This is a genomic window from Geminicoccus sp., assembly GCF_036263595.1.
Taxonomy (GTDB): Bacteria; Pseudomonadota; Alphaproteobacteria; order Geminicoccales; family Geminicoccaceae; genus Geminicoccus.
Map to the genome: position 1 here is coordinate 18,774 of NZ_DATAGQ010000116.1, position 26,335 is coordinate 45,108.

Genomic DNA, 26,335 nt, shown 5'->3' on the forward strand with positions numbered 1-26,335 from the left:
TGTCGATCAACCCCGCTCTGCGATGATGGCGACCGGGCCGCCGCCATCCGGCCCCTGATGTTCAGCACCACCGGAGACGAACAGCTCCGCATGCCCGATCAGGCCGGCCAGGACCCCGCCCACGAAGGCGCGGGCGTGACGTGTCGACGAAATGTCGCTGTCGTCCAGCATGGTGTGCCGGTGGCCGCGCAGCCGCCCGGTCGAGCCGGCCTCGGCCTTGGCCAGCACCGCCACCACCCGGCGGCGCTCGGCCGGGACGAGCTGGGCCCTGACCGGCAGGCCCAGGCGGATCACCGCCTCGCGGACCGGGTCGATGTCGAGCTGGTCGGTCATGACGGCATGATCGATAGCGAGCGGCCCCGACCATTGCCCGCTCATGCCCATCACGACGATCTCGTGGTTGAGCAATTCGGCGCCGGCCGAGGTGCTGGCCCGGCCGGACCAGAGGTCATGGTCGCTGCCGATGGCGTCCTCGGTGATCTTGCCGGGCGCCACCTCGCCAAGGGCGGCCGCCACGCCTAAGGCCGCGGCGGCACGCGAAAGGCCCATCGACTTCAGCGGATCGGTCGTGCGCACGTCGCTCCTGGCCGCCGCGATCCGCTCGGCGGTCAAGAGCGGCACCTTGATCTGCACGAAATGGGCCTCGGCCGCATCGGCAAGACGGGCCTCCTTCATCGCCGCCAGGACGCCCTGACGGACCATCTCCACCTGGGCCAGCCGGCCGAGCGAGCGGGCCGGCAGGTCGGCGGTGTGATGGGTGCCGATGGCCAGGGCGGGCCTGCGGCCCTCGTCATGGCTGCTGCGCTCCAGGACCAGCCAGTGCGGTGCCAGGCCTCCCTCGGTGCCGCCGGACATCACGTAGACGATCCGGTTCACGGATGCCTCGGTCAGGTGGCGGGACAGCTCCGCCTTCAAAGCGCTGACCGCGAACGCCCGGGTGAAATCGTTGACGCAGCCATTGCCCTCGGTCTTGCCGAGGATGGCCAGGATGCCCGTCGGGTCGATCACGCCGTCCTGGATCAGGCGCGCGATGCCACGCATGTCGTCCGGTGCCCTGGCCGGAATGCGATGGACCCGCGCCTGCGGCATCAGCCGATCCCGGCCAGGAGGTCCGGGCTTCGTGCCACCGCGCCGAACACGCCGCCTTGCATGGTCACCATCCTGACGGCGGCCAGATGGTTGCCGTGGTCGGTGGCACCGCAGCAGTCCTCCAGCAGCAGGCACTCGAAGCCGCGGTCGTTCGCCTCGCGCATGGTCGTGTGCACGCATACGTCGGTGGTGATCCCGGTCAGCACGAGGTTGGTGATGCCGCGGGTGCGCAGGATCAACTCCAGGTCGGTGGCACAGAAGCTGCCCTTGCCCGGCTTGTCGATGACGATCTCGCCGGGCTCGGGTGCGAGCTCCGGGATGATGTCCCAGCCGAGCTCGCCGCGCACGAGGATCTTGCCGCACGGACCGGGGTCGCCGATGCCGGCACCGATCCGCTGCGAGCGCCAGCGCTTGTTGGCCGGCAGGTCGGCCAGGTCCGGCCGGTGGCCTTCCCGGGTATGGATCACATGGTAGCCGCCATGTCGCATGGCCGCCAGGACGGTCCGGATCGGCTCGATCGGCGCGCGGGTGAGGGAGAGATCATAGCCCATGGCGTCGACATAGCCGCCCACCCCGCAAAAGTCCGTTTGCATGTCGATCACGATCAGCGCGGTGTTGTCCGGGCGGAGGCTGCCGTCATATGGCCAGGGATAAGGGTCCGACTGGATCGTGGCCATGGGCATCACCTGGCAAGGGACGGGTGGTCGAGGCAAGCCATGGGCGGCAAGCTTCATGCCATCCGGTGGAGATCCCCAATACGCGCGTTCGTCCGCGCAGGTTCTGCATGGACCGGAGGCAGTGCCTGCTTTTCGATCAGCAGGCGCGCCGCAGCATGCCCAGATTGTTCTGCCGCTCGGCCAGGTAGGCAGCACTCGTGATGGGTGCATAGCGGGCGGGACGATCGGGGGTCACGCAGGTCGGGAGCACCGCGACGCTCGCATCTGGATTGGGGTCCAGGAAGTAGCCCAGCGAGTAGCGGTCGGCGCCGTTGCGATTCACCACGCGGTGCGGCGCCGACACGTAGGTGTCGTTCGTCCAGCGCATGAGGCAGTCCCCGACATTCACGACGAAGGCGCCAGGGACGTGCGGCACCTCCTGCCACGACCCGTCGGGCCGGCGGATCTCCAGCCCATCCGTGCCGTCGGTCTTGAGCAGGGTGAGGACGTTCGGATCGGTGTGCTCGCCGGCACCGATCGATCCTCCGGCACCGCCGTCGGGATGGGGGAGGTAGCGGAACAGGCGCAGCGTCGCCAGCGGGCGGTCGAACTTGTCCTCGAAGAAGTCGGCGGGCATTGCGAGGTCGCGGGCGATCGCCTGGTGCAGCCGCCGCCCGAGCGACCAGCAGGCCCAGAAATAAGCCAGCATGGTGTGGCGGAACGCACGCTCCTCCGGCCACTGGTTGGGCCCGCGCAACCTGGCACCCATCGCGATCTCGGGATGGTCTTCCTGGAGTTCCAGCCCGATGGTGAAGGCTTCGCGGAGGTCGCCCGCGCCTGAGGGATCGAGGCTTTCGGCGCGGAACGGGAGATAGCCCCGGCCGTGCATGGAGCGGTCGGCGGCGATCATGCGCTTGACCTGCTCGTCCTTCGCGAAGAACCCCGCGGCCTGCTGGAAGACGGAGCGGGTCAGGTCGCGGGGGATGCCGTGACCGACGAGGTAGAAGAAGCCGGTGGCACGGGCCGCCTTGCCGATGTCGGCTGCAAGCCTGTCCAGGTTCCCGCCCTTGGCGGAAGCGTCCACGATCGGCAGGTTCACCGAGGCCATCGAATGCCCTTCGTTGCATCGAACCCTCCTCGCCCCGATGCAAACATCGGGCCGCCCAGGTTCTTGACCTTCCCGCAGGAGGAAGGAGCAGTTGCGACATCTGAACGCGGAGCCGTCCCTTCCTGAGAATGGCCGGATTGCGTGAGCTCCGTACGGACGTTCGGTGACGGTTTCGGTTCCGTGGGCATCGATGAAAGGAACATGACATGCGGACGCTTGGCGGGTTTCTCGTCGCGGGCTTGCTGGCCTGGGGCAGCGGGGCCATGGCGCAGGACCATTCCGGGCACGACATGCCGGCCGCGACCAAGGGTGGATCGGTCGCCGAGCAGTTGGCTGCGATCAACGACCGGATGCATCAGGACATGAACGCCGAGATATCGGGCGATCCCGACGTCGACTTCGTGCGGGCCATGATCCCGCACCACCAGGGCGCCATCGAGATGGCGCAGGTCATCCTCAAGCGGAGCAAGGACCCCGAGGTGCGCAAGCTCGCCGAGGAGATCATCTCGGCGCAGGAGACAGAGATCGCCTGGATGCGGGCCTTCTTGAGCAAGCGGGGCTACTGAGCCACATAAAATGGGCGAGGCGACGACGGCGCCACGGCCCGGGCCTGAAGAGGATGGAGCGGGCCGCGCGGGTTGCTGGCGCAGCTTGTCCCCGTCGGCAGGGTCGTCGAGCAGAATCCTGCAGCCGTAGCCAAGGGCGCAGGCTGGCAGCTTGGCAATGCAGGTGGCGACCCTGCGATCCATCGGACCACGGGCGCTGCTTTTCGTCACGCTATCTCGGTGCCGGGACGCCCAAGCGTGCCGTGAGCCGTCGGCGGCCGTCTGCGCGAGCTGCGACCATGTGCATCCGACCGGCTCCGAACGGATTGCCCTGCTGATGCGGGCTCGCACGAGCGGCCGGACCCGAGGGCGGGGTTCATCGCCGGATGATTCCTGGGCGGGGGGGCGGAAGCAGGCAGGCTCGACCTGGGCCGGCCGAGACGGCGGGATGGCTTGCCTGCGGCGGGGGGCTCGATGGGCTATCGCGGCATCCGTGGCCGGCAATGTCAGCCCGCTGACCGACGGGCTTCCTCGCCCACCCGTGACGATTGCCAGGGGTTCGCCAGTCGACCCGCCATCGCGCCCCACCCACGATGCCCGGTCTTGCAAATGCCGACCCGGCTCGACCGTCACCGATTCCCGGAGCGAAGCCACGAGCGCTTATCCTTGGAGCCGCAAGACGCAGATCGAGGTCGTCGCGAAGCGCTCCATAGTTCGGCCTGACCCGCCATGGCGGGTCCTGCGCGGGCCTGGAGCGTTGGCCGAAGCCTGCGCCTCGCAGCGCCGGCAGCGGACCGTCAGCGCTTGCGCAGCAACTCGGTCAGGGCGCCGGCGGCGAGCCCGGCCAGGACGAGCTTGCCTGGGTGCTGGAGGACCCGCATGACCAGCGGCGTTGCCACGGCTGCGAGTTGCATGGGTGGTGGTGGTGCCGCGGCCGCCAGGACGCGCGCCTGCCGCTCGTGCCGCTTGCCGACCGCGATCCCGATCAGGGCGACGATGACGGCCAGGATCACGAGGCAGGCGGCGATCACGAGCGATGCCGCCCAGGCCGGCATCACCCGCATCATCCCGAGCAGGGCCGCGTCGAGCAGGTAGAACAGGGCGACGATGCCCAGGAGCCCGGCCAGGGCGAAGGCGCCCAGGCGGGCCGTGAGCGCACGGGCCTGCGGACGGATCACGTCCACCGGCAGGAACGTGCGCAGGAGCGGCCACATGCCGGACGACCTCAGCGGCGGAAGAACTGGGCGAACAGCATTCCCAGCCCGAACGACACCAGCACGCTGGTGAAGGGGCGTTCCTGGATCAGGCGCTCGGCTTCCTCGATCTTGCGGCCGCCATAGACCTGCGCGTCCTGCGACAGGGCATCGACGCGCTTGGCCAGCGTTTCAAGGCCATCGTTCAGCCGCAGCTTGGCTTCCTCGGTGGCATCGGCGCCAAGTCCCAGCATCTGGCCTCGCAGCACGTCGAGGTCGCGCTTGATCTGCTCGTAGTTGGCGGTCAGCGAGGCGCGGGCATGGTCGGCAGTGTTCAAGGCTTGTTCGTTCACCTCATGGGCGCGTTCGACGATATCGGCCGGTGCCTCGGCGCCCAGGGTGCGGGCGGCCTTGCCGACGGCGTAGCCGAGATGCCGGGCGGCATCCCGGACATCTGCCGCAGTTGCAGCCACGGTGTCATCCTTCCTCTTCATCGAACCGACACTCACATCGGCACGAGTGTAGTTCCGTTCAAGGACCAACTGCCGTGCCCTGAACGGGTTCCTGACGAGAAGGACGGACGGGAGGTACGGCCAGGCAGGCGCGCAACTTCATTCGTCCCGTGGACCGCGCATTCCGGTATCGCCACTGATCGCCGCACGCGGGCGGCAGGGGCCGTCAGCCTAGAAGAACATCCAGCGCACGATGGTGGCCAGCACGAACCAGGCACCGCTGGAAGCCACCACGACCAGCATCACCGACCCGGGCAAGGGCAGCTTGTCCTTCCGCAGGGCGGTGGACGCAGATCCGGTGCCGCTCCCCTGCCCACCGTCTCCATGCTGGACGCCTGCATCGTCACGTCGGTCATCCTCGCCTCCACCACAGCTGGCCGCGAGGAGGATCCTGGGGCAAAGCCCGTTAACGAAACGTGAAGATCGCTGTCGTCATCAACCTGTCGTCGTACCGCGAAGCGCATGTCATGGCACGGTCGCAAGGACGCAGCACCCCAAGGGTAACAGTCGAAGCCAAGTAGAGTTCCTGGCTGAACCAGGGCTCGCGTAGACGCGGCTGGTCGAGGAGATGGCGATGACGCCTGCGCTTGCGGACAGTGCTCTGGAGCTGCGGCTCACTCGCGACGAGCGCGATGTCGCGGCTGCCCAGGCCTTGCGCTATCGCGTGTTCGTTGAGGAAATGGGGGCGACCGTCAGCCGGGCCTGCCATGCGGTACGGCGCGAGATCGATCCCTTCGACGATGTCTGCGAGCATCTCGTGGTGATCGACCATGCGGCCTCCAGCCCCGGCCACCCGGCCGTGGTGGGTGCCTACCGGCTGCTGCGGCGGAGTGTGGCCGAGCGGGCCGGCGGCTTCTACACCGCCGGGGAGTACGACCTGGGCTCGCTCCTCGCGACCCGTGGCGAGGTCCTCGAACTGGGACGGTCCTGCGTGGTCCCGGCGCATCGCGGCGGCCATGTCGTGCAGCTCTTGTGGCGGGGGCTCTGCAACTATATCGACCGGCACGATGTCGACGTGATGTTCGGCTGCGCCAGCCTTCCCGGGACGGATCCGGAAGCGGTGGCACAGGCGCTTTCCTGGCTGCACCTGCATCACCGGGCACCGGCCTCGTTCCGGCCGAGTGCCCTGCCAGCGTGCCGCGTCGCCATGGACATCCTGGCGCCTGCCGACATCGACGAGACCCTGGCACGCCGGCAGCTCCCGCCGCTCCTGAAGGGCTATCTCCTGGCCGGCGCCATGGTGGGCGACGGCGCCTGCCTGGACCGGGACTTCAACACGATCGACGTCTGCGTGCTGCTGCCATCGGAAAGGGTGCGGCAGCGCAACCGCAAGCGGTTCGAGCGCCCGGTCCGCCAGCCGATCCTCGCAGCGGCCTGAGCAGGTGGTAACGCCCGGCTTCGTGGTCGCCATCCGCTTCAGCCTGAGGTCCATCGGCTTTCTGGCCGTCCTGCTGGCCGGGCTCGTGGTCTATCTCCTGGGGATGCCGTTCGGCGTCAGCGCCACCCGCCTCGGCAAGCTGGTCTGGTTCAAAGGCTGCCTCCTGCTCCTGAACATCCGGGTCGAGCGGCACGGCGCACCGTTTCGCGCCTGTCCGACCCTGTTCGTCGCCAACCACGTCTCCTGGCTGGACATCCTGGTGCTGGGTGCTGCCATCGACGGCACGTTCGTCGCCAAGTCGGAGGTGGCGGGCTGGCCGGTCTTCGGCTGGCTGGCCCGGCTGGTCGACACGATGTTCATCCGACGGCACTGGCGCATGGCGCTGATCCAGCGCAACGAGCTGGCGGCGAGGCTGCGCTCCGGCCATGACATCATCCTGTTTCCCGAGGGCACCTCGACGCCCGGCCATGCGGTCGAACGGTTCAAGAGCAGCCTGTTCGGGGCGGCCGAGCCGCAGATCCTCGATCGCCCGGTCGCGGTGCAGGCAGTCACGCTCGCCTATGTGGCGCTGGCCGACGGCACGCCGATCGGGCCGGACAACGCCGATCGATATGCCTGGTTCGACGACGCGGTGTTCGCGCCGCATCTCCTGCGCGTGCTGGGCGACCGTGGCTGCCGCATCGAGATGGTGTTCCACGACCCGGTGCTTTCCTGGGAGGTCCACAGCCGCAAGGCACTGGCACGGCAGGCCGAGGCGGTGATCGGGACGGAGCTGCTGGCGCGGCACGCGAAGGCGGCGCTCGGCCAGCGCCAGGGTGTCGCAGGCGGCCTTCTCGGGCCGGATGCGGTCGCCATGGTGGAGGAGCGGGCGGAAGGTGCTGCCTGAGGCGGCGGAGCGGTCAGGCGAACAGGGCGGTGCGGAAGCGGCGAAGCGCGATCGCGAAGAACACGCCGCCCAGCGCCAGGATCGCCAACATCTGCGGCCACACGATCTCGAACCCGGCGCCGCGGTAGAGGACACCTTGCGCGAAGCTCACGAAATGGGTGGAGGGCGAGGCCTGCATCAGCCATTGCAGGATGGGCGGCATCGCGTCCAGCGGCGTGGAGGAGCCGCTGAGCAGGTTCATCACCACGAAGACCGGGATCGCCAGGAGGCCGAACTGCGGCATGGTCCGCGCGATCGTGGCCAGCATGATGCCGAGCGAGGTGACGGCCAGGAGGTAGAGCGCCGTGCCGGCCACGAACAGGCCGGTGGAGCCAGCGATGGGAACCGCCATGAACCAGCGGATCACCATGGTGAGGCAGAAGGTGGCAGCGGCCAGCACGATCAGGCCGTTCGCCCAGATCTTGGCCAGCATGACCTCCAGCGGCCGCAGCGGCATCACCAGCAGGTGCTCCAGCGTGCCGTGCTCGCGCTCGCGGATCACGGCCGCGCCGGTCAGGATGATCGAGAGGATCGAGACCGAGTTCACCATCTGCATGACGGCGTTGAAGCTCTGGCTGTCCAGGTTCGGGTTGAAGGCGGTGCGGACGGCCAGGGTGAAGGCGGGCGGCGTCGTGTCGGGGGCCAGCGAGAGGAAGGTTGCCACCTCCTGCTGGACGATCTGGCTGATATAGCCCGCACCCGAGCCGGCCTGGGCGATCGCGGTGGCATCGACCGCGAGGCCGAGATCGGGCGTGTGGCCGGCCAGGATGTCGCGCTCGAAGTCCGGGGGAACGTCCAGGACGAAGGTGCTGCGCGCGAGGGTGAAGGCCTCGTCCACCTCGTCCAGTTGCAGCGGAATCGGCGGCTGGAAGCGCGGCTCCAGCAGCGCGGCCGCGATCGCGCGGGACAGGCTGCTCCCGTCCTCGTCGACGATGCCGACCGCGGCGTTGTTGACCTCCATCCTGGCACCGCGCGCCACCGAGACGACGGCGATGCTGAACGAGTACACGATCAGGAACAGGAGCACCGGGTCGCGCAGCAGCGAAGCGATCTCCTTGAGGCCCAGCCAGAAGGCGGCGGACAGGGTACGCATGCTCAGACCGCCCGCTTGCGCAGCAAAAGAGCTGCCAGGAACAAGAAGGCGAGCGCCAACCCGGCCAGCGCCAGGAGCGGCAGCATGAGCTCGCCGGGGCCGGATCCCTTCGCGAAGGAGCCGACCGACACGATCTGGAACCAGGCCGAGGGGAACAGGCGGCCGATCCAGGGCGTGGCACCTTCCAGGGAACTCACCGGCACCATGAAGCCCGAGAAGTTGATGGCCGGAATGGTGGTCGCGATCGCGGTGCCGAACATCGCAGCCACCTGGCTGTTTACGAAGGTCGAGAAGACGAGGCCCACGGCGGTGGTGCCGAAGACATAGAGGAGCGCGCCCAGGGCCAGGGTGGGCAGGTTGCCCCGGATCTCCAGGCCGAACAGGAACACGGCCATGAGGGTCAGGAGCACGAAGCTGACGAAGGCCACGCCGACATAGGGTAGCTGCTTGCCGACCAGGAACTCCAGGCGGCGGGTCGGCGTGACATAGAAATTGATGATGCCGCCCGTCTCCTTCTCGCGCACGACGGCCAGTGCCGTCAGCATGGCCGGGACGATCACCAGCAGCAGCATGAGCACGCCCGGCACCATCGCGCGTACGCTCTCGAACTCCTGGTTGTAGCGGTAGCGGGTCTCGATCGAGACCGGCACGGCGGCGCTGCGGTCGTCCAAGCCGGCTTCACGGGCGCTCCGGCCGCCGAAGCCCTGGGCGATGCCGATCGCATAGCTGCGGGCGGTCTCGCCACGGAAGGGCATGGCGCCGTCGATCCAGACACCGATTTCGGGGCTGCGCCCGGCCCGCAAGTCCCGGCCGAAGTCTGGCGGGACGACGAGGCCGACCTTGATGGCACCGGCCTGGAGCTGCCGGTCGAGGTCGGCCAGGTCCACGAGTTCCGGCTGTTCCGCGAAGTAGCGCGAGCCGCGGAACTCCTCGACGAACGCGCGGCTTTCCGCTGTCTGGTCCTGGTCCAGCGCGGCGAAGGCCACGTTCTCCACGTCGAAGCTGATGCCGTAGCCGAAGGCCACCATGAGCAGGACGGGGCCGAGCACGGCAAACACCAGCCGGATCGTGTCGCGCTGCAGCTCCTTGGCCTCGCGGCCGGCCCAGGCGAGGGTGCGGGCGACAGCACCGGTGCGCTGGCCGATCCCGGCTGGTCGCGCTCGTCCTGGGTCGCCTCGGGTGCGGCACGCTCGATGGCGGCGATGAAGGCGTCGTCCAGGTCGTGCGAGGGAACGGCGGCCTTCAGCTCAGCGGGCGGCGCCACTTCCAGGACGCGGCCGGCATGCATGAAGGAGATCCGGTCGCAGCGCTCGGCCTCGCCCATGAAATGGGTGGACAGGAAGATGGTGACTCCGTCCTCGCGGGAGAGCCGGATGAGGAGCGTCCAGAAATTGTCGCGTGCGATCGGGTCGACGCCGGACGTGGGCTCGTCCAGGATCAGGAGTTCCGGCTCGTGCAGGACCGCGACCGCCAGCGACAGGCGCTGCTTCACGCCGAGCGGCAGGGCGTCGGCGAGCTGGTCCGCGGCCTCGTGCAGGTCGAAGCGCTCGACGATGTCGGCGATGCGGGAAGCACGTTTTTCGGTCGGCAGCCGGAACAGGCGGGCGTGCAGCTCCAGGTTCTGCCGGACGGTCAGCTCCTCGTAGAGCGAGAAGGCCTGGCTCATGTAGCCGACCCGGCGGCGGGTCTCGATGTCCTTGGCATCGATGGGCTTGCCGAGCAGCGTGGCCGTGCCCTCGGTGGCGGGCAGGAGGCCGGTCAGCATCTTCATGGTCGTGGTCTTGCCGGCCCCGTTCGAGCCGAGGAAGCCGAAGATCTCGCCCCGCTCGATCCGCACGTCGACATGATCGACCGCCACGAAGTCGCCGAAGCGCTGGGTCAGGCCCCTGGCCTCGATCACCGGCGGGCCACCGGTCGACGTCCTGGGTGGCAGCACCGGCGTGACATGGTCCTTGCGCCGCTCCTCGGGCAAGAGGCGGATGAAGGCCTGCTCCAGACTGTCGCTGCCCGTGGAGGCCAGGAGGTTGCTGGGCGTGTCGTCGGCCAGGATCCGGCCGCCATCCATGGCGACCAGCCGGTCGAACTGGCGCGCCTCGTCCATGGTGGCGGTGGCCACGAGCACCGTCATGGACGGGCGCTCCCGGCGGATCTCGCCGATAAGCGACCAGAACTGGCGGCGGGACAGCGGGTCCACCCCGGTCGTGGGCTCGTCCAGGATCAGGAGCTCCGGATCGTGGATCAGCGCGCAGCACAAGCCCAGCTTCTGCTTCATGCCGCCGGACAGCTTGCCGGCCGGACGGTCCAGGAACGGGAACAGCCCCGTCGAGCGTGTCAGGTGCTCGATCCGCGCGAGATACTCGCGCTTCCTCTGGCCGAACAGCCGGCCGAAGAAGGCCAGGTTCTCCGCGACCGACAGGGTAGGATAGAGGTTCTTGCCGAGCCCTTGCGGCATGTAGGCGATGTCGGGGCAGACCCTGTCCCGGTGGCGCTCCTCGGCCATGGACCCGCCGAGGACCAGGACCTGTCCCGCCTGGACCCGCTTCACGCCTGCGATCAGCGCCATCAGGGTGGACTTGCCGACCCCGTCCGGGCCGATCAGCCCGACCATCTGGCCCTTGCGGATCGCAAGGCCGATGCCTTCCAGCGCGATCGTCCGGCGGTAGCGGTGTGCTACGCCGGAAAGCTCGACGACGTTGCCGGGCTCATCAAGGTTCATCGGGGAGCCGCAGCTCAAGATCGGCCGGCCAGGTCGCCTCACGGTCGACCAGGACATAGGCCACGCCGGTCACGCCGGTCTTCACATAGTCCGCGAACTTCGCCAGCAGCTCGCGGGGGAGGCGCACCTTGACCCGAAACATCAGCTTGTTGCGCTCGTCCTGGGTCTCCACGAAGCGCGGCGTGAACTGCGCTTCGGACGCGACGAAGGAAACCTGGGCAGGGATGCGGTAGGTGGGTGCCGCGTCCAGCACGATCCGGGCTTCCGAGCCGATCGCCAGCCGTCCGGCATCAGCCGTCGGCAGGAAGATCGTCATGTGGACGTCGGTGACGTCCAGCAGCGTGTAGACCCGCTGCCCCGCGGCGACCACCGTACCGGTCTGGACCAGCCGGTACTGCACGCGCCCGGCACGGGGGGCATGCAGGGTCAGCTCGTCGAGCATGGCCTGGGTGCGGGCCACGGCGGCCTCGCCCCCTTCGATGGCCGCCTCGATCTGGCCCACGGCGGCCTTGGCCGCTTCCACCGAGGCAGCCGCGGCATCGCGCGCGACCCGGCGCTGGTCGAGCACGGCCTGGCTGATGTTCTGCGCGCGGCGCAGCTCGCTGGCACGGTCGAACTCGATCTGGGCCAGGGCCAACTCGCTCTGCCGGCTGGAGAGCAGCGCCAGCGTCTCGGAGCGTTGCAGGGTATAGCGGCGCAGGTCGGCCTCGGCCTCACGGAGCATTTCCTCCGTCTCGGTCGATTCGAGCACGGCCACCACCTGGCCCGCCTCGACCCGGTCGCCCTCCTCGACCCGGAGTTCCAGCACGCGCCCGGCATACTTGGACGCGATGTCGATGGGCTCGGCCTCGATACGCCCGTTGCCGCGCGCAATGCCGGGCGGCAGTTCCGGCGCCTGATTCCGCCACCAGAGGAACCCGCCCCCGACGATCGCCAGCAGCACGACCAGGACGACGACCGAGCGTCGCGACAACATCCTGAAGCTCCTTTTCGCTGCTGGCCGGACAGCTATCCGCCGCCTAGCCGGGCCGGAATGTGGCGTACCTGCCGGGGCAGGGCCATGCCCAAAGAGGTCATGCACGCTTGCGTCGCACCGGACGGCGCGCCCGCCCTGTTGGCATGCTACATGCAGGTGGACAAAGGGACCTGCGGTTCCGCCGGTGCGATTTCCGCGTCGGTGCGGCGGCAGGGTTATCGTGAGAGAGCGCATGCGGATCCGGATCGGCTACGAGATGGACTACGATTTCCCGCAGCCGACACCCATGATCTTGATGCTGCACGTGCACTGGTCGCGGGTAGGAGACCTGGAAGCACCCGACCACCTGATCACCCGCCCGTCTCTGCCGATGCAGGGGTACCGTGACGCGTTCGGCAACTGGTGCACCCGGCTGGTGGCACCTGCGGGTCCGGTCCGGTTCTCGGCCGACACGGTCATTCGCGACAGTGGCAAGAGCGATCCCGTGGTCCCGGACGCGATCCAGCATGCCGTGCAGGACCTGCCGGACGACACGATCATGTACCTGCTCGGGAGCCGGTACTGCGACACCGACCTTCTGTTCGACGAGGCGTGGCGCCTGTTCGGGTCGACCCCGCCGGGCTGGGCGCGGGTCCAGGCGATCTGCGACTTCGTTAACCGGCACATCTCGTTCGGCTACCACCATGCGCGTCCCACCAAGACGGCGTCCGAGGCGTATCGCGAGAAGACCGGCGTGTGCCGCGACTTCGCCCACCTGGCCCTCGCCTTCTGCCGCTGCATGAACATCCCGGCGCGCTACTGCACGGGCTATATCAGCGACATCGGCCAGCCACCGCCCTATGCGCCCATGGACTTCGCCGCCTGGATCGAGGTGTTCCTGGGCGGACAGTGGCGGACCTTCGATCCGCGCAACAACCGCCCGATGTACGGCCGGATCCTGATCGCGCGCAGTCGTGATGCCGCGGATGTGCCGCTCAGCCATACCTTCGGCCCAGGCACGCTCACCGGGTTCAAGGTGGTGACCGACGAGATCCCCGGCTGATCATCCGGCCACGCCGCGGTTGACCATGCTCCCTCCTGGGGCCTAGCTGACAGGCACACGACCGGTGTCAGGGGAGGCAGCCGGATGATGACCCGGGATCTGCTGGTGCAGCGCCACCTGAACGTGGCCGGCTTTCGGCGCGCAGCGATGCGGGTGCTGCCGCGGCCAGTGTTCGACTTCACGGATGGCGGAGCCGAGGACGAAGTCACGCTGCGCCGCAACGAGGCCGCGTTCCGCGAGCCCACGCTCCTGCCGCGCCCGCTCCAGGGCGTGGGGGATCGTGATCTGTCCGTGGACATGTTCGGCACCAGGCTCGCCATGCCGGTGCTGATCGGGCCGACCGGCCTGTCCGGGATGCTGTGGCCGGATGGCGAGCTGCACTCGCATCGCGCCGCGGTGAGCGAAGGTACCGGCTTCTGCCTGAGCCATGCGTCGACGGTGCCGATCGAGGCCCTGCCGAAGAGCGGGCATCGCTGGATGCAGGTTTTCGTGTACCGCGACCGCGCCTTCACCCGTGCCTTGGCCGACCGCGCGCAGGCTGCCGGCTACGACGCGCTGGTGCTGACGATCGACAACCAGGCGCTCGGCCTGCGCGAGCGGGACGTCGTCAACGGCTTCTCGATCCCGCCCAAGCTGAAGGCGCAGGTGATTCGCTCCATGGCGATCCGGCCCGCCTGGCTGTGGCGGATGCGCGAGCGGCGCGACTTCACGTTCGCGAACTATGCCGAGATCGCCGGCGGGGCCGACCGCAACACGCTGGCCGGGCGGATGAACGCGCTGCTCGACCCGACCATGTCCTGGGCCGATGTCGCCATGCTGCGCAAGCACTGGCAGGGCCCGCTGATCCTGAAAGGTGTGCTCCACCCGGCCGACATCCAGATCGCGATCGACCATGGCGTGGACGGGGTGATCGTGTCGAACCATGGCGGGCGTCAGTTGGACAAGGCGGCGGCGGGCCTGGACGCCTTGCCGGCCGTCGCGGAAGCGGCGCGCGGGCGGCTCAAGGTGCTGCTGGATGGCGGCATCCGGCGCGGCGTCGACGTGCTGATCGCCAAGGCCATGGGTGCCGATGCCTGCCTGATCGCACGGCCACAGCTCTGGGGTCTAGCGGTTGGCGGCGAGGCGGGGGTCGCGGCGGTGCTGGAGATCCTGCGCCGCGACCTGGACCGGGCGCTCACCTTATGCGGTGTCAGCCGCTTTGCCGATGTCGACGCCAGCCTGCTGGCACCCGGCATCGTCCCATCCATCCGACCCAAGGCCATTGCAGCATGATCGACGAAGCGCCCATCCTGACCATCGCCGAAGGCTTCGAGCGGCCGCCGGCCGAGCTGGTCGACGCGATGCGCGGGATGCTCACCAGCCAGATCGTGGACGCGATGGGCGGCAGCGGCGCCGTGGACTGGCGGATCAAGCCGATCGTGCCGGGGCAGGACCGGTTCTGCGGCGTGGCGCGGACGTCCGATTGCGGCCCGTGCGACAACCTGGCCCTGATGGCGTCGATCGCGGACTGCAAGCCCGGCGACGTGCTGGTGACGACCACGGCCGGCTACGAGAAGGCGGCGGTGACGGGCGACCTGACGCTCGGCATGGCGCGCAACCAGGGCGTGGTCGGCTTCGTGACCGACGGCATGGTGCGCGACCTGGAAGGGATCCGCGACATGGGCGTCCCCTGCTTCGCGCGTGGCCTCGTGCCGAACTCGCCCGCACGCAGCGGCCCCGGCACGGTGGACCTGCCGATCGTGCTGGGTGACGTGGTGGTACGCTCCGGCGATGTCGTCGTCGGCGATCCGGACGGCGTCGTAATCGTGCCCCGCGAGCGGCTGGCCCAGGTGGCCGAGGCGCTGAAGGCCGTGCGCGCGGCCGAGGCGGCGACGCTGGCGAAGGTCCAGGGCGGGCTGACGGTGTTCCCGTTCGTGGCGGACCTGCTGGCGAGCGGGCGGGTCCGACGGGTCTGACCTCGGGACGGCAAGTGTCCCGCCGCTAGGGCGAGGTCAGCAGCACCACGGTCGGCAGGGTCAGCAGCGCCAGGACCGACTGCGCCACGACGAGGCCCGCCATCAGGTCCGCATCCGCGCCAAGCTGGCGGGCCAGTAGGTAGGAGGCGGGGGCGGTCGGCAGGGCAAAGAACATGGTGATGGCCGCGGTGATCACCGGGTCGAAGCCGACCCAGCGGCAGGCCGCCCAGGCGAGGCCCGGCAGCAGCACGAACTTGATCGCCGAAGCCGGCAGCAGGGCGTGCAGCGGTGGCAGCACGCTGGGTGCGGCGGCAAGGGCGGCACCGACCACGATCAGGCCGGTGACGATGCCGGCCTGACCCAGCATGCCGAGCGTCGTTGCCAGCGGCGAGGGGAGGTCCAGGCCCAGCGCCTTGCACAGGAGGCCGGCGGCGGATGCCTGGATCAGCGGGTTGCGGGCCAGCTCGCGGCCCAGCCGCACGAAGCCGGGCGGCTCCTTGCCGGCATGGACCAGGAGGACGCTCACGCTCACCGTGTTGGCGGTGATCACGGCGAAGGTCGCGACCAGGGCGCCGGCGGCGAGGCCAGCTTGGCCGAACAGGGGCGAGAGCAGCGAGAAGCCCACGAAATTGTTGAAGCGCATCGAGGCCTGGACCATCGGTCCGACCTGAGGCGAAGGCGTTCCGGCGAGCTTGCACCAGAGGAGCATGGCTGCCGAGGCGGCCAGGATGGACAGGACCGTGATCGCGAGGAGCGGCAGGACGATCGCGGACGGTGCGGCCGAGGAGGCGACATTGCCGAACAGGAGGGCCGGCAGGAAGACGTGATAGCTGATGCGCTCCAGGCCGCTGCGCAAGGAGGCGTCGACCTTGCCGGTGCGCTGCGCCAGGTAGCCGCCCGATACCAGGAGCAGAACCGGCACGAAGGCGATGAGGACGTGGCCGGTCCGCTCCATGGCCGGTCAGGCAGCGCGCATCTGCGCCAGCTTCTGCTCCCAGCGCCAGGCATGGGCGACGATGGTGTCGAGGTCGTCGAAGTCCGGCTTGAACCCCAGCACCTCGCGGATGCGCCGGCCGTCGGCGACCAGGCGGGACGGGTCGCCCGGGCGGCGCGGCTCGTCCACGATCGGGAAGTTCACGCCGGTGATCCGTCGGCAGGTATCGAGCACTTCCTTCACGCTGAAGCCGTGGCCGTAGCCGCAGTTGAGCGCCATCGAGCGGCCGCCATCCATCAGATAGCGCAGCGCGTCGACATGGGCGCGGGCGAGATCCTGGACGTGGACGTAGTCGCGGATGCAGGTGCCGTCGGGCGTGGGATAGTCGCGGCCGAAGATCGCCATGCGCGGGCGAAGCCCGGCCGCGGTCATGCAGGCGAGCTTGACCAGGTGGCTGTTGTCGGGCGTGGCCTCGCCGATCTCGCCGTCCGGGTCGGCCCCGGCCACGTTGAAGTAGCGCAGCGCAATATAGTTGCCGCCCGAGGCCGCCTGGATGTCCGAGAGGATCCGCTCGGCCATCATCTTCGAGGCGCCATAGGGGTTGATCGGGTTGAGCGGCGCATCCTCGGGGATCGGGTCCATGTCCGGCTCGCCATAAACGGCGGCGGTGGACGAGAACACGACGTGGCGGATGCCGTGCCTGGCGGCGAGGCTGAACAGGTTTAGCGCGTTGACGGTGTTGTTGCGATAGTACTTGGCCGGGTCCTTGCCGGATTCGCCGACCCAGATATGGGCGGCCATGTGGACGATCGCATCAAAGCGCCCGGCGGCGAGGATCTCGTCGACGCGTGCCTCGTCGCCGAAGTCGGCCTCCACCAGCTCGGCTGACGTGACCGCCCAGCGGTGGCCGGCATAGAGGTTGTCCAAGGCGGTCGGCGTGAAGCCGGACTTGGCAAGGTACTTGACCACGTGGCTGCCGATATAGCCGGCACCGCCGGTCACCAGCACGCGCGTGTTTGAATTGGTCACGTTGATCCCCAAGAGGCTGACTTGGGCCCCTCCATAGAGCAGGGCAGGAGCGGCGGCGAGCATTGCTCAGGACGGGGGCGGCGGCGCCAGGCTGGGCTGCTCGACGAAACGACTGGGCAGGTGGGTGGCGGAAGGCCGGGAATCCCGGTCCTTCAGGCGGGCCAGCATGGTGTCCGCGGCCGCCGTGCCGATGGATTCGAAGTCCCGGAGGATGCAGCTGATCTCGGGCGTGGCGGCGGTGGCGACGTCGGCGGCGTCGATGGCGATGACGGAAAGTTGCGCCGGGATCGCCAGACCGCGCAGGCGGGCGGCCTGGATGGTCGCCAGGAGCAGCCGGCTTCCTTCCACGATGACGGCGGTCGGGGCCGGATCGCCATCCAGCAGGGCAGCGCCGATCTCCGACAGCGTCATGAGGTCGAGGGGCAGGCGGATCGCCTGCCCCTCGGTCGCCACGATCCCGGCCTCCTCGATCACTTCCAGAAAGGCCGCGCGGCGCTCGAGCGATGGCCGGATCCGCATGTCGTACTGCAGCAGGATCATCCGCCGGTGGCCTAGATCGACCAGCCGCCGCACCGCTTCGTGCATGGCCGAGCGATGGTCGCTGTAGATGCGGTCCGCGCGGGACGGCATGTCGCGGTCGAGCAGGACGGAAGGAACGTCCAGGTCCCGCACGGCCGCGCGCAGGCTCGGATGGTCCTGGTCGCAGGCATAGAGGATGACGCCGTCGACCTGGCGGGTGCGGAGGATCGAGAGAGCCTCGATTTCCCGCTCGGGCTGCTGGTCGCTGCTGGCCAGCAGCAGGGCATAGCCGGCCTCGCCCAGGCGGCGGGCAGCCGCCTGGGCGACGGCGGCGTTGGGATAGATCGTCAGGTCGGGGACGAGGAAACCGATCGTGTGGGTCGCATTGGTGCGCATCGTGCGCGCCGCGAGGTTGGGGACATAGCCCAGCGCCCGCATCGCCGACTGGACCCGTTCACGCGTCGCGGCAACAACCAGCTCCGGCTCGTTGCTTACCCTGGATACGGTCACCGTCGAGACGCCGGCCGCACGGGCCACGTCGCGGATCGTGGGACGCCGAGACAGGCTCATCGCCAATGCCGAACAGCAATGGAATCTACAATGAAAACGTGAACATTCTGCATGTTGACGTTTTCATTCCAATCGCGCACGTTCATCGGCAATCAAGCAGGGACAGGATCAGGAGGCAGACCATGGCGACGCTCACCAGCGAGCAGATCGCTGCGTACCAGCGCGACGGGTTCATCGTTGTCAAGAACGTGCTTTCCCCGGCGGAAATCGAGGAACTGCGGACCGTGACCGACGACTTCGTCGAGAAGGCGCGAGATGTCAAAGCGCATACCGACGTCTACGACCTGGAGCCCACGCATTCGGAGGCGGAGCCGCGGGTACGGCGGATCAAGAGCCCCCATCTGCAAGCACCGATCTACGACCGCGTCATGCGCCATCCCACCATCCTTGCCATCCTGCAGGACCTCGTGTCCCCGGCCATCCGGTTCGACACGTCCAAGCTGAACATGAAGGCGGCCGGCTATGGGGCGGCGGTGGAGTGGCACCAGGACTGGGCATTCTATCCGCACACCAATGACGACCTGTGCGCCGTGGGCGTGATGATGGACGACTGCGCCATCGAGAACGGGCCGTTGCTCTGCATCCCCGGCACGCACAAGGGCCCGGTCTATGACCACCATGCCGACGGGCATTTCTGCGGTGCCATCGACCCGACCGGCTCGGACATCGCGTTCGACAAGGCGGTGCCCTGCATCGGGCCGGCCGGCAGCATCTCGATCCACCACGCGCGCACGATCCATGGTTCCGCGCTGAACACATCCAACAAGATGCGCCGGCTCCTGCTGTTCCAGTACCGCGCGGCAGATGCCTGGCCGCTTTGCGCGTCCAACCAGATGGACTGGGACGCATGGCAGGCGCTGATGCTGACGGGCGAGACCGACCCGATCACGCCCAGGCTGGCCGACGTGCCGGTCCGGCTGCCTCTGCCACCGGCCAAGAGCCAGGGGTCGATCTACGAAAACCAGCGGGGGCTGAAGGCCAACTTCTTCGGAAAGGTGGATACCCGCGCGGCTTGAATCGGGACGGGGCAGGGGACCTGCGAGGACTGCAAGCGGGTCGGGGTGCGACCTCGCTACGTTCAGCAGCATGCTTGTCGGGCAGGCCGTCCCAGGACCGTGGCGCCAGGCTCCGGGAGGTCGACCGACCCATGGATGCTGCCTGAGCTTAAAGGCATGGGAGCCGTTGTTTCCGGTGTTGCCGCAATTGCTGCCAAGTGCCGGGATGGCTAGCTTCTCGACGCAACCCTGACCGACGTGGGAGATGACCGATGAAGGCGTTTGTCCGAAGAGCGGCCCTCGCGATCGCGGGTCTCCTGGCACTCGCGCCTGCCGGATCGTCGATGGCGCAGGACCGGCCAATCCACGCACCCGCCGCCGGCGACGAAGTCGTCGTCTACACCCACAGGTTCAACGCCAAGGACTTCGAGCAGGGCGCGAAGATCGTCGAGGAGGAGTTCACGGCGGCGCAATCCCGGATGGGCCAGACCCGGCTCAACTATTTCCTCGTCAATCCCGAACGCCACGATGTCGTGGTGGTCTCGTTCTTCGGCAAGGACGAGAGCGTGGACGAATGGCACGAATACATGGGACGGCTCGACGTGCTGGACCGGCTGGCGCCCCTGCGGCGGGAGCCGCTGGCCTTCGAGCGCTACCAGGTCCGCGCCGTCACCGAAGCCGAGTGACGCGCCGGGCGGCAGCGCGCCCGATCGGGACCATCGAGGGGAATGCGAGGCGCGCGGTGCACGACGGATTGCCAGACCAGGTCATGTCGTACCTGGCCGCGACAAGCCGGCACTGCCTGGGCTTGGCGACCAGGCGCTCGGCCAGGTTGCGCTGCCGGCAGCTCTGGCGGTCGAAGTCGGCGCTGCTCGGCTGGTCGACCGGTTCGGCATGGCCTGGACGCCGCGCTTGGCGGACAGGACTCCACTTGCCGGACAGGCAGGACCGGAAGGGACCACCAATGTTTTCCATCTCATTGCCAATGCTCGTTCAGCTTTGACGCGAGCCGTGCCCCGGCACCGTCATCTCAGCCGCAACGTCTGAGCCTACTTGCCGGCTTCAAGTAATTGCCAAATCATTTCATGTTTCGCCTCCTTTACAGTTTTTACGCCATCCAGTAGGCGATATTCGGTACGGGCGAACGGCCGTGACGGGGGGAAATCGACATGACCTGGGCAGTTGTCCGGCGCGCGGCATCGGCGTTGCTGGCCTTTGTCGGTCTGGCCGTCGCGGCGGAGCATGCCGGCGCTACCGAGCGGCTGACGCGGAATCAGCCGGGGCTGGTCCTGCAGGGGCAAAGCGGGCTCGCGTCGAAGCGGCTGGCCAAGCTCTACCGGAACCCCTTGGGCGGTGCGTCCGCGCCGGTGGCCGTCCCGCAGGGCCCGAATTGGAATTCCGCCACGCGCCTGCAGTTCTACAGCCAGGACCAGGGCTCGCAGATCATGCCGCTGTCCTGGTTCGTGGCGCTGAAGCAGCCGAACGGCCAGCCCTTCATTGGCCAGAGCCTGAGCCGCTACGGCTACCTGCCGAACCCGGCCAGCCCCACCCCCGGCCTGCCGGTCGGCTTCACCGTCAACGGCACGGGCAGCACCACGATGGTGGGCATGACCTGTGCCGCCTGCCATACCCGTCAGATCGCGTCTGGCGGGATCCAGTACCGGATCGACGGCGGGCCCGCGATCGTCGATTTCCAGAGCTTCCTCCAGGACCTCGATACGGCCGTCGCGACCGTGCTCGGCAGCAACACGGCCTTCAGCGCGTTCGCCTCCAGCGTGCTCGGCCCCTCGCCCTCGCCGGCCCAGCAGGCAGCGCTCCAGGCCGAGGTCCAGGCCTGGTTCCTGCGCTTCGACACGCTGGTCAAGGGCGCCCTGCCGCCCCAGCCCTGGGGGCCGGGCCGTCTCGATGCGGTGTCCATGATCTTCAACCGCCTGACCGGCCTCGATCTCGGTCCGCCACCCAGCTACCTGATCCCCAGCAATATCCGCCAGGCGACAGCACCGGTGCGCTATCCGTTCCTCTGGAACGCGGACATCCAGGACCATACGCAGTGGCCGGGTTTCGCTGCCAACGGCAACACGATCTTGTCGCTCGCGCGCAATGTCGGCGAAGTCTATGGTGTATTCGCCACCTTCATGCCGCAGCAGAGATGGTACGGGATCGACTATCTCGAGGTGAACTCCGCCAACTTCCCGGGTTTGTTCACCCTGGGGGATCTGATGGAGGATCTCGGCCCGCCACAGTGGCCGTGGACGGTGAACAACACGCTCGCCGATCGCGGCGAGGACATCTTCAACCTTCCCACGGCGAGCGGAGGTTGCGCCGACTGCCATGGCATCCAGCCTGGCATCACCCGGCCGATCAACCAGAAGACCTGGCTGACGCCGATCATGAACGTCGGCACCGACACGGCGCAGTACAACATCCTGCCCTGGACCGCCCAGAGCGGCGTGATGAACGGGGCCTACACGCTGGCCGACACGACGCCGATCAAGCCGGTCGACCTGTCGATCAACATCCTGGGCATGGCTGTGCTGGGCTCCATCGAACAGTACTGCCTGGAAAATCCGGCCACCTGCCTGCTCGATGGCAGCAAGCAGGCCCTGCAGCAGCGCCAGGATCTGGGTGGTCTGAAAGGTGGTGTGTACAACCTGGAAGACTCGACCACAGGTGCCTACGAGTCGCGCGTCCTGCAAGGCATCTGGGCGGTGGCACCCTATCTGCACAACGGCTCGGTGCCGACCCTGGCGCAGTTGCTCACGCCGGCAGCACAGCGGGTGAAGTCCTTCGCGGTCGGGCCGAACTATGACCAGACCAATATCGGCCTCGCCACGACGCAGACCCAGTTCAACTACATCTACCAGGCCACAGGCTGCGACGATCTCGACTCGGGCAACAGCAACTGCGGCCACGAGTACGGCACGACTCTGTCGCCCAGCGACAAGCGCGCGCTGCTCGAATATTTGAAGACGCTCTGACGCGAAGCAGGCCGGTCGACCCGGCCTGCCTTCTCTCACCTGTTCCCGGATGATCCGCTGCCGTGCCGATCACGGCAGGAATGCGGCTCCTACCCTACCGACAGGTCGCTGCCGGTTAGTGTCGTGATCCCGTAGAACGTCACCGTGTGGTCGCTGCCGAATCCCTTCACCGGATCGATGTCCGAGAAGTCTAGCATGAGCGACGACTTGGCCGCCTGGCCCGACGGCGTGATGCTGGTGAGACTTACCGCCTCGTCGGCGGCGGTGAGCTTGCTGTCGCCGTTGCTGTCGAATTCCTCCAGGACATCGAGCAGGAAGACTTCCTGCAGCGTCGGATAGCTGACGAAGGCGAAGGCGCCGAAGCTGTCCTGACCCCGGGCGAAATCCAGAATGGTCGTGCTGCTGTCGGCGCCTTGGCCCTCGTTCGCATCCAGCAGGATGTCGAGGAAGAAGCCGTCATTGCCGGCCCCTCCCAGCAGCACATCCTTGCCAGGCCCGCCGCCGACGAGATCGTTGCCGGCATTGCCTTCCAGGCGGTCGTTGCCGGCCCCGCCGATGACGTAGTCGTCACCGTCCATGCCGGAGAGGGAAACAGCATAGCCAACGGACCGGGGCGTCAGCGAGAACATGTCGGTGCCGGTGATGTCGTCGTCACCAGTGGACCCGTGGACACGCTCGATCGAGGTGAGCGTGTCGATGCCGGTCGACGTTTCCGCCGTGCCGGCGAACAGGTCGATCGTGACCCCGTCCACCTCGTCGGCGAAGGTCGCCGTGTCGAAGCCGCTGCCGCCGTCGAGATGATCGCCGCCCGCTCCGCCGCGGAGAAGGTCGTTGCCGGCACCGCCGAACAACTGGTCGCTGCCATCTTCCCCGTGGAGGCGGTCGTTGCCGAGTCCGCCGTTCAGGAAGTCGTTGCCGCTGCGGCCAAACAGCAGGTCGTCGCCACTGCGGCCATAGATGCTGTCCCTGCCGTTCGTGCCGCTCAGATTGTCGCCGCGGGGTGTACCGTCGATCTTCATGGTCTTGCGTATCCCCTCACGTCTCTTCGTATCGTTGCGGCTGCCAGACCGTCTCCGGCCGGCATCCTACGCGAGGTTCCAGCATTCCGAAAGCACAACTACGGCGCGGCAACGTGATAAGCAGCGCGGCCGAGTAGTTGGATAGATCTGATCGGCCGATGCAAAGCTGTCTGTCAGATCAACTCGCGAACATGCGCCTCGCGGCCATAGATCGCGACCAGGATCACGATCGCAGCGCCCATTGTCGCCTGGACCAGCGGCGGCTTTAGGCCGAGGCCCACCAGCACCGTCGTCAGCTCGATCAGGCACAAGGCGCCCGCGATCGTGCCGAGATAGCCGCCCTTGCCGCCGATGAGTGCCGTGCCGCCGATGACGACGGCCGCGATGGTCTGGAACAGGTAGGGCTCGCCGACGCGGGCATAGGCGGCACCGGAGAAGCCCAGCAGCAGGATGCCTGCCAGCGCCGCGAAGCCGGCACTGAGCGCGAAGGTGATCGTCCACATCCGCACCGGATCGACCAGGGCCAGCCTGGCGGCGCGCGGGTTGCTGCCGAGCGCGTAGAGACGCCGGCCATAGACCGTGCGGCTCAGCGCCAGGATCACCAGGGCACCCAGCACGACGAAGGCCGGGATGAGCCATGGCACCGGGATGGGGCCGATGGAGCCGCCGATCGAGACGAACTTGGTGACATAGGAGGGGGCGGCCCCGGTCGGGAAGCCGGCGGTCCAAAGCTGGACAGCACCCTGCAGGGCCGTCCCTGTCCCGAGCGTGACGATCAGGGGATGGATGGCCAGCGAGGCCGACAGGGCACCGTTGAAGGCGCCGATCAACAGTGACAGGCCCAGCACGATCGGCAGGACGAGGACGAAGGGGACGCCATCGCCATAAAGCTGGGCGGCCGTGACGTTGGCGAAACCGATCACGAACGGGATCGACAGGTCGATGCCACCGATGATGATCACCAGCGTCTGGCCGATCGCGGCGATCGCCAGGAGGGTCGCCAGCACCAGCATAGCGCGGATGCCGAACATCGTGCCGAAGCCGCGGATCAGCGCCATGCCGATCAGATGGATGGCCAGCGCGATCAGCAGCGCTGCGACCGGGCGGGGGATCCTGGCCAGGACGGCGGTCATGCGGGGCTCCGGCGGCGGAGGTACTGGCGCAGGCGATCGGCGTTCAGCGCCACCGCCACCGTGAGCACGACGCCGTAGACGATCTGCAGCACGAAGGTGGAAACATTGAAGTAGGTCAGCGCCGTCTGCAGGAGGAAGATGTCGGCGGCGCCCAGCACCGCGGCGATCAGGCCGCCGCGGCCTCCGGCCAGGCTGACGCCACCCAGCGCCACGGCGGAAATCGCCAGCAGCGTGTAGGTATTCGCGATGTTGGGATCGGCCGAGCCGATCAGGCCGGTCAGGCACAGGCCGCCTACCGAGGCGAACAGTCCTGCCAGGACGTAGGACAGCCAGCGCACGGTGGTCACCGGGATGCCGGCGGTATAGGCGGCACGGTCGTCGCTCCCGACGCACATGAGCTGCTCGTAGAAAGGCAGGCGCTTGATCAGCAGCCAGGCCAGGGCCACCAGGACCAGCGGCACGATTGAGGCCGGCCCGGCCAGCGCCTTGATCCAGGTCGGCGCCGTTCCAATCGGCGAGGGTGCGATCGTCAGCGTGATGCCGGCATAGAGCAGCGAGGTGCCAAGCGTGGCCACGATCGGCTGGATGCGGACCACGGTCGCGAGGAAGCCGTTCAGGATGCCGGACAGGAGGCCGAGCAGGAGCACCATCGGCACGATCACGAACGGCGATTCGATGGCGAGACCTTCCACCAGCCAGCGGACGACCACGACATTGACCAGCCCCATCAGCGGCCCGACCGAGATGTCGATGCCGCCACGGCCGGCTAGGATCGGCGGCATGGACGCGATCGCCGCCAGCATCAGGCCGGAGGCGAGGCCGACGGTGACGCCCAGGCTCGCCGGCGAGAAGCGGGTCGGGTTCAGGACCAGGTTCACCAGCAGCAGCACGACGAACAGCGTCGCGGCCAGCCCGAGATAGGAGCGTCCGGCGAGCCAGCGGGGCATCAGGCGGCCTCCTGGCCGAACATGGCGGCGATCACGCGGTCCATGGTCATCGACGTTCGGTCCAGCTCCGCGAACACGGCCTGCTCGCGGAACACCAGCACGCGATGGCAGAGCTGCAGGATCTCCTCGATCTCGGTGGAGAGCACGACCAGCGGAATGCCCTGGTCGGCGGCGAGGCGGCGGAAGACCTCGTAGAGCTTCATGCGGGTGCCCAGGTCGACGCCGCGGGTCGGGTCGTTCATCAGCATGACCCTGGGCTCCCGGGCCAGCCAGCGGGCGAGCAACACCTTCTGCTGGTTGCCGCCGGACAGCGTGCCGATGGAGGCGTCGGGCGAGCCGTAGACCATCGAGAGCTCGCGGGTGAAATGGGCCAGCTTCGCCTTCAGGCCGGTGCGCGCGACCACACCCAGCCGGGCATGATCGGGAAGGGCCGCGATGGCGAAATTGTCGAAGACCGAGAGCCCGCCGAACACGCCGGTCGTCCGGCGGTCGCGGGGCAGATAGGCGAGCCCCTGCGCCGCCGCCTTGGCGAAGTCGGTGACGGGAACGGACCTGTCATCCTTGCCGACCAGCTCGACCCGGCCGGCCTGCGGCCGATGCAGGCCGCACAGCACCTGGATGAACGCGTCCTGGCCATGGCCCTCCAGGCCAGCCAGGCCCACGATCTCGCCCTTGCCGACCGCGAAGTCGATTGGTGCCGCGGCAGGTGCCAGCCGGATGCCGCGCGCCGTGAGGAGCGGTTCGTCGCGCGGGTCGGGGAGCGTCTGCTTCCTGAACATGAATTTCTTGTTCGTCATTGGCCGGCGTCACGACGGCCGGCACCTTCCTCTTCCGATCCTGCCGAAGTTCGTCGCCAGGACAAGCCCGAAGATCGGCAGATGCGCCGGACTGCTGGGCCTGCATTCCCATGCGACGACCCGGACCCTTGCCGCGCCGGGGACGGATGACCGAACAATCGCGCGAACGGGCAGGCGGCTCGTCCCATGCCTGTCCCATGTCGGGAAGGCGGACCTAGAAGAAGCA

At 68.2% G+C, this 26,335-nt stretch carries 24 protein-coding genes and 1 pseudogene; 9 read left to right on the top strand and 16 right to left on the bottom strand.

Annotated elements, in window-relative coordinates; translation table 11 throughout:
- Positions 1 to 6: 6 nt before the first annotated feature.
- From VHL31_RS10480 to VHL31_RS10490, 3 genes are all read right to left on the bottom strand, one after another.
- The gene (locus VHL31_RS10480; RefSeq protein ID WP_329661156.1) at positions 7 to 1,089 is read right to left on the bottom strand and encodes a ring-opening amidohydrolase; all 1,083 of its coding nucleotides are present in this window, start codon (positions 1,087 to 1,089) and stop codon (positions 7 to 9) included.
- A complete protein-coding gene (locus tag VHL31_RS10485; protein WP_329661157.1) occupies positions 1,089 to 1,766 on the bottom strand; it encodes an isochorismatase family cysteine hydrolase in 678 nt (225 codons plus the stop codon). Before VHL31_RS10485 ends, VHL31_RS10480 begins: the two co-directional genes overlap by 1 nt.
- A 136-nt stretch (positions 1,767 to 1,902) precedes the next feature.
- A complete protein-coding gene (locus tag VHL31_RS10490; protein ID WP_329661158.1) occupies positions 1,903 to 2,853 on the bottom strand; it encodes an isopenicillin N synthase family dioxygenase in 951 nt (316 codons plus the stop codon).
- A gap of 206 nt (positions 2,854 to 3,059) precedes the next feature.
- On the opposite strand from VHL31_RS10490, the gene copM reads away from it, so the two are divergent.
- Complete coding sequence (copM, locus tag VHL31_RS10495; protein ID WP_329661159.1) at positions 3,060 to 3,419, top strand: CopM family metallochaperone; 360 nt, start codon at positions 3,060 to 3,062, stop codon at positions 3,417 to 3,419.
- Between the two features lie 776 nt (positions 3,420 to 4,195).
- Here the strand turns inward: copM and VHL31_RS10500 are convergent.
- Both VHL31_RS10500 and VHL31_RS10505 read right to left on the bottom strand, forming a co-directional pair.
- Positions 4,196 to 4,612 carry a phage holin family protein gene (locus tag VHL31_RS10500; protein ID WP_329661160.1) on the bottom strand — a complete coding sequence of 139 codons (417 nt, stop codon included), beginning with the start codon at positions 4,610 to 4,612 and terminating at the stop codon, positions 4,196 to 4,198.
- A gap of 11 nt (positions 4,613 to 4,623) precedes the next feature.
- Positions 4,624 to 5,064, bottom strand: coding sequence for a hypothetical protein (locus VHL31_RS10505; protein WP_329661161.1), 441 nt, complete (start codon positions 5,062 to 5,064; stop codon positions 4,624 to 4,626).
- Between the two features lie 613 nt (positions 5,065 to 5,677).
- On the opposite strand from VHL31_RS10505, the gene VHL31_RS10510 reads away from it, so the two are divergent.
- Positions 5,678 to 6,481, top strand: a complete 804-nt coding sequence (locus VHL31_RS10510) for a GNAT family N-acetyltransferase (RefSeq protein ID WP_329661162.1) — start codon at positions 5,678 to 5,680, stop codon at positions 6,479 to 6,481.
- 4 nt (positions 6,482 to 6,485) lie between these two features.
- Positions 6,486 to 7,367, top strand: a complete 882-nt coding sequence (locus tag VHL31_RS10515) for a lysophospholipid acyltransferase family protein (RefSeq protein ID WP_329661163.1) — start codon at positions 6,486 to 6,488, stop codon at positions 7,365 to 7,367.
- Positions 7,368 to 7,380: 13 nt separating this feature from the next.
- On the opposite strand, the gene VHL31_RS10520 is transcribed toward VHL31_RS10515, so the two are convergent.
- From VHL31_RS10520 to VHL31_RS10535, 3 genes and pseudogenes are all read right to left on the bottom strand, one after another.
- Positions 7,381 to 8,499, bottom strand: coding sequence for an ABC transporter permease (locus tag VHL31_RS10520; RefSeq protein ID WP_329661164.1), 1,119 nt, complete (start codon positions 8,497 to 8,499; stop codon positions 7,381 to 7,383).
- A gap of 2 nt (positions 8,500 to 8,501) precedes the next feature.
- Positions 8,502 to 11,215, bottom strand: a pseudogene (gene rbbA / locus VHL31_RS26640) (ribosome-associated ATPase/putative transporter RbbA).
- The gene (locus VHL31_RS10535) at positions 11,205 to 12,191 is read right to left on the bottom strand and encodes an HlyD family secretion protein (RefSeq protein WP_329661166.1); all 987 of its coding nucleotides are present in this window, start codon (positions 12,189 to 12,191) and stop codon (positions 11,205 to 11,207) included. Before VHL31_RS10535 ends, rbbA begins: the two are co-directional and overlap by 11 nt.
- 232 nt (positions 12,192 to 12,423) lie before the next feature.
- On the opposite strand from VHL31_RS10535, the gene VHL31_RS10540 reads away from it, so the two are divergent.
- From VHL31_RS10540 to VHL31_RS10550, 3 genes are all read left to right on the top strand, one after another.
- Entirely contained in the window at positions 12,424 to 13,233 is an 810-nt protein-coding gene (locus VHL31_RS10540; RefSeq protein WP_349262407.1) for a transglutaminase family protein, read from the top strand.
- 84 nt (positions 13,234 to 13,317) lie between these two features.
- A complete protein-coding gene (locus tag VHL31_RS10545; protein ID WP_329661168.1) occupies positions 13,318 to 14,505 on the top strand; it encodes an alpha-hydroxy acid oxidase in 1,188 nt (395 codons plus the stop codon).
- Positions 14,502 to 15,188, top strand: coding sequence for a hypothetical protein (locus VHL31_RS10550; protein WP_329661169.1), 687 nt, complete (start codon positions 14,502 to 14,504; stop codon positions 15,186 to 15,188). Before VHL31_RS10545 ends, VHL31_RS10550 begins: the two co-directional genes overlap by 4 nt.
- A gap of 25 nt (positions 15,189 to 15,213) precedes the next feature.
- On the opposite strand, the gene VHL31_RS10555 is transcribed toward VHL31_RS10550, so the two are convergent.
- From VHL31_RS10555 to VHL31_RS10565, 3 genes are all read right to left on the bottom strand, one after another.
- On the bottom strand, positions 15,214 to 16,143 hold the full coding sequence (locus VHL31_RS10555; RefSeq protein WP_329661170.1) for an AEC family transporter: 930 nt from the start codon (positions 16,141 to 16,143) through the stop codon (positions 15,214 to 15,216).
- A 6-nt stretch (positions 16,144 to 16,149) separates the two neighbouring features.
- On the bottom strand, positions 16,150 to 17,151 hold the full coding sequence (galE, locus tag VHL31_RS10560; protein WP_329661171.1) for a UDP-glucose 4-epimerase GalE: 1,002 nt from the start codon (positions 17,149 to 17,151) through the stop codon (positions 16,150 to 16,152).
- Positions 17,152 to 17,217: 66 nt separating this feature from the next.
- Positions 17,218 to 18,240, bottom strand: coding sequence for a LacI family DNA-binding transcriptional regulator (locus tag VHL31_RS10565; protein WP_329661172.1), 1,023 nt, complete (start codon positions 18,238 to 18,240; stop codon positions 17,218 to 17,220).
- Positions 18,241 to 18,362: 122 nt separating this feature from the next.
- Here VHL31_RS10565 and VHL31_RS10570 point away from each other — a divergent pair, with 122 nt between their 5' ends.
- Together VHL31_RS10570 and VHL31_RS10575 are read left to right on the top strand one after the other, a co-directional pair.
- Positions 18,363 to 19,256 (top strand): phytanoyl-CoA dioxygenase family protein, encoded by an 894-nt coding sequence (locus tag VHL31_RS10570; protein ID WP_329661173.1) that lies wholly within the window; start codon positions 18,363 to 18,365, stop codon positions 19,254 to 19,256.
- A gap of 251 nt (positions 19,257 to 19,507) precedes the next feature.
- On the top strand, positions 19,508 to 19,921 hold the full coding sequence (locus tag VHL31_RS10575; protein WP_329661174.1) for a hypothetical protein: 414 nt from the start codon (positions 19,508 to 19,510) through the stop codon (positions 19,919 to 19,921).
- Here the strand turns inward: VHL31_RS10575 and VHL31_RS10580 are convergent.
- The gene (locus VHL31_RS10580; protein WP_329661175.1) at positions 19,905 to 20,210 is read right to left on the bottom strand and encodes a hypothetical protein; all 306 of its coding nucleotides are present in this window, start codon (positions 20,208 to 20,210) and stop codon (positions 19,905 to 19,907) included. The genes VHL31_RS10575 and VHL31_RS10580 overlap by 17 nt on opposite strands.
- Before the next feature lie 194 nt (positions 20,211 to 20,404).
- Here VHL31_RS10580 and VHL31_RS10585 point away from each other — a divergent pair, with 194 nt between their 5' ends.
- Entirely contained in the window at positions 20,405 to 22,213 is a 1,809-nt protein-coding gene (locus tag VHL31_RS10585) for a di-heme-cytochrome C peroxidase (RefSeq protein WP_329661176.1), read from the top strand.
- Between the two features lie 89 nt (positions 22,214 to 22,302).
- Here VHL31_RS10585 and VHL31_RS10590 read toward each other — a convergent pair whose 3' ends face one another.
- From VHL31_RS10590 to VHL31_RS10605, 4 genes are all read right to left on the bottom strand, one after another.
- The gene (locus VHL31_RS10590; RefSeq protein ID WP_329661177.1) at positions 22,303 to 23,232 is read right to left on the bottom strand and encodes a hypothetical protein; all 930 of its coding nucleotides are present in this window, start codon (positions 23,230 to 23,232) and stop codon (positions 22,303 to 22,305) included.
- A gap of 173 nt (positions 23,233 to 23,405) precedes the next feature.
- Complete coding sequence (locus VHL31_RS10595) at positions 23,406 to 24,365, bottom strand: ABC transporter permease (RefSeq protein ID WP_329661178.1); 960 nt, start codon at positions 24,363 to 24,365, stop codon at positions 23,406 to 23,408.
- Positions 24,362 to 25,312, bottom strand: coding sequence for an ABC transporter permease (locus tag VHL31_RS10600; protein ID WP_329661179.1), 951 nt, complete (start codon positions 25,310 to 25,312; stop codon positions 24,362 to 24,364). Before VHL31_RS10600 ends, VHL31_RS10595 begins: the two co-directional genes overlap by 4 nt.
- Positions 25,312 to 26,109 (bottom strand): ATP-binding cassette domain-containing protein, encoded by a 798-nt coding sequence (locus tag VHL31_RS10605; protein ID WP_329661180.1) that lies wholly within the window; start codon positions 26,107 to 26,109, stop codon positions 25,312 to 25,314. The genes VHL31_RS10600 and VHL31_RS10605 overlap by 1 nt, the downstream gene beginning before the upstream one ends.
- Positions 26,110 to 26,335: the final 226 nt, after the last annotated feature.

Excerpts from the sequence above, each read along its gene's own strand:
- VHL31_RS10590 (WP_329661177.1), bottom strand. The coding sequence starts at position 23,232 with ATGAAGATCGACGGTACACCCCGCGGCGACAATCTGAGCGGCACGAAC.
- VHL31_RS10605 (WP_329661180.1), bottom strand. The coding sequence starts at position 26,109 with ATGACGAACAAGAAATTCATGTTCAGGAAGCAGACGCTCCCCGACCCG.
- VHL31_RS10600 (WP_329661179.1), bottom strand. The coding sequence starts at position 25,312 with ATGCCCCGCTGGCTCGCCGGACGCTCCTATCTCGGGCTGGCCGCGACG.
- VHL31_RS10510 (WP_329661162.1), top strand. The coding sequence starts at position 5,678 with ATGACGCCTGCGCTTGCGGACAGTGCTCTGGAGCTGCGGCTCACTCGC.
- VHL31_RS10490 (WP_329661158.1), bottom strand. The coding sequence starts at position 2,853 with ATGGCCTCGGTGAACCTGCCGATCGTGGACGCTTCCGCCAAGGGCGGG.
- copM (WP_329661159.1), top strand. The coding sequence starts at position 3,060 with ATGCGGACGCTTGGCGGGTTTCTCGTCGCGGGCTTGCTGGCCTGGGGC.
- VHL31_RS10575 (WP_329661174.1), top strand. The coding sequence starts at position 19,508 with ATGAAGGCGTTTGTCCGAAGAGCGGCCCTCGCGATCGCGGGTCTCCTG.
- VHL31_RS10520 (WP_329661164.1), bottom strand. The coding sequence starts at position 8,499 with ATGCGTACCCTGTCCGCCGCCTTCTGGCTGGGCCTCAAGGAGATCGCT.
- VHL31_RS10550 (WP_329661169.1), top strand. The coding sequence starts at position 14,502 with ATGATCGACGAAGCGCCCATCCTGACCATCGCCGAAGGCTTCGAGCGG.
- VHL31_RS10540 (WP_349262407.1), top strand. The coding sequence starts at position 12,424 with ATGCGGATCCGGATCGGCTACGAGATGGACTACGATTTCCCGCAGCCG.
- VHL31_RS10565 (WP_329661172.1), bottom strand. The coding sequence starts at position 18,240 with ATGAGCCTGTCTCGGCGTCCCACGATCCGCGACGTGGCCCGTGCGGCC.
- VHL31_RS10585 (WP_329661176.1), top strand. The coding sequence starts at position 20,405 with ATGACCTGGGCAGTTGTCCGGCGCGCGGCATCGGCGTTGCTGGCCTTT.
- VHL31_RS10485 (WP_329661157.1), bottom strand. The coding sequence starts at position 1,766 with ATGGCCACGATCCAGTCGGACCCTTATCCCTGGCCATATGACGGCAGC.
- VHL31_RS10545 (WP_329661168.1), top strand. The coding sequence starts at position 13,318 with ATGATGACCCGGGATCTGCTGGTGCAGCGCCACCTGAACGTGGCCGGC.
- VHL31_RS10570 (WP_329661173.1), top strand. The coding sequence starts at position 18,363 with ATGGCGACGCTCACCAGCGAGCAGATCGCTGCGTACCAGCGCGACGGG.
- VHL31_RS10480 (WP_329661156.1), bottom strand. The coding sequence starts at position 1,089 with ATGCCGCAGGCGCGGGTCCATCGCATTCCGGCCAGGGCACCGGACGAC.
- VHL31_RS10555 (WP_329661170.1), bottom strand. The coding sequence starts at position 16,143 with ATGGAGCGGACCGGCCACGTCCTCATCGCCTTCGTGCCGGTTCTGCTC.
- VHL31_RS10500 (WP_329661160.1), bottom strand. The coding sequence starts at position 4,612 with ATGTGGCCGCTCCTGCGCACGTTCCTGCCGGTGGACGTGATCCGTCCG.
- VHL31_RS10580 (WP_329661175.1), bottom strand. The coding sequence starts at position 20,210 with ATGGAAAACATTGGTGGTCCCTTCCGGTCCTGCCTGTCCGGCAAGTGG.
- VHL31_RS10595 (WP_329661178.1), bottom strand. The coding sequence starts at position 24,365 with ATGACCGCCGTCCTGGCCAGGATCCCCCGCCCGGTCGCAGCGCTGCTG.
- VHL31_RS10535 (WP_329661166.1), bottom strand. The coding sequence starts at position 12,191 with ATGTTGTCGCGACGCTCGGTCGTCGTCCTGGTCGTGCTGCTGGCGATC.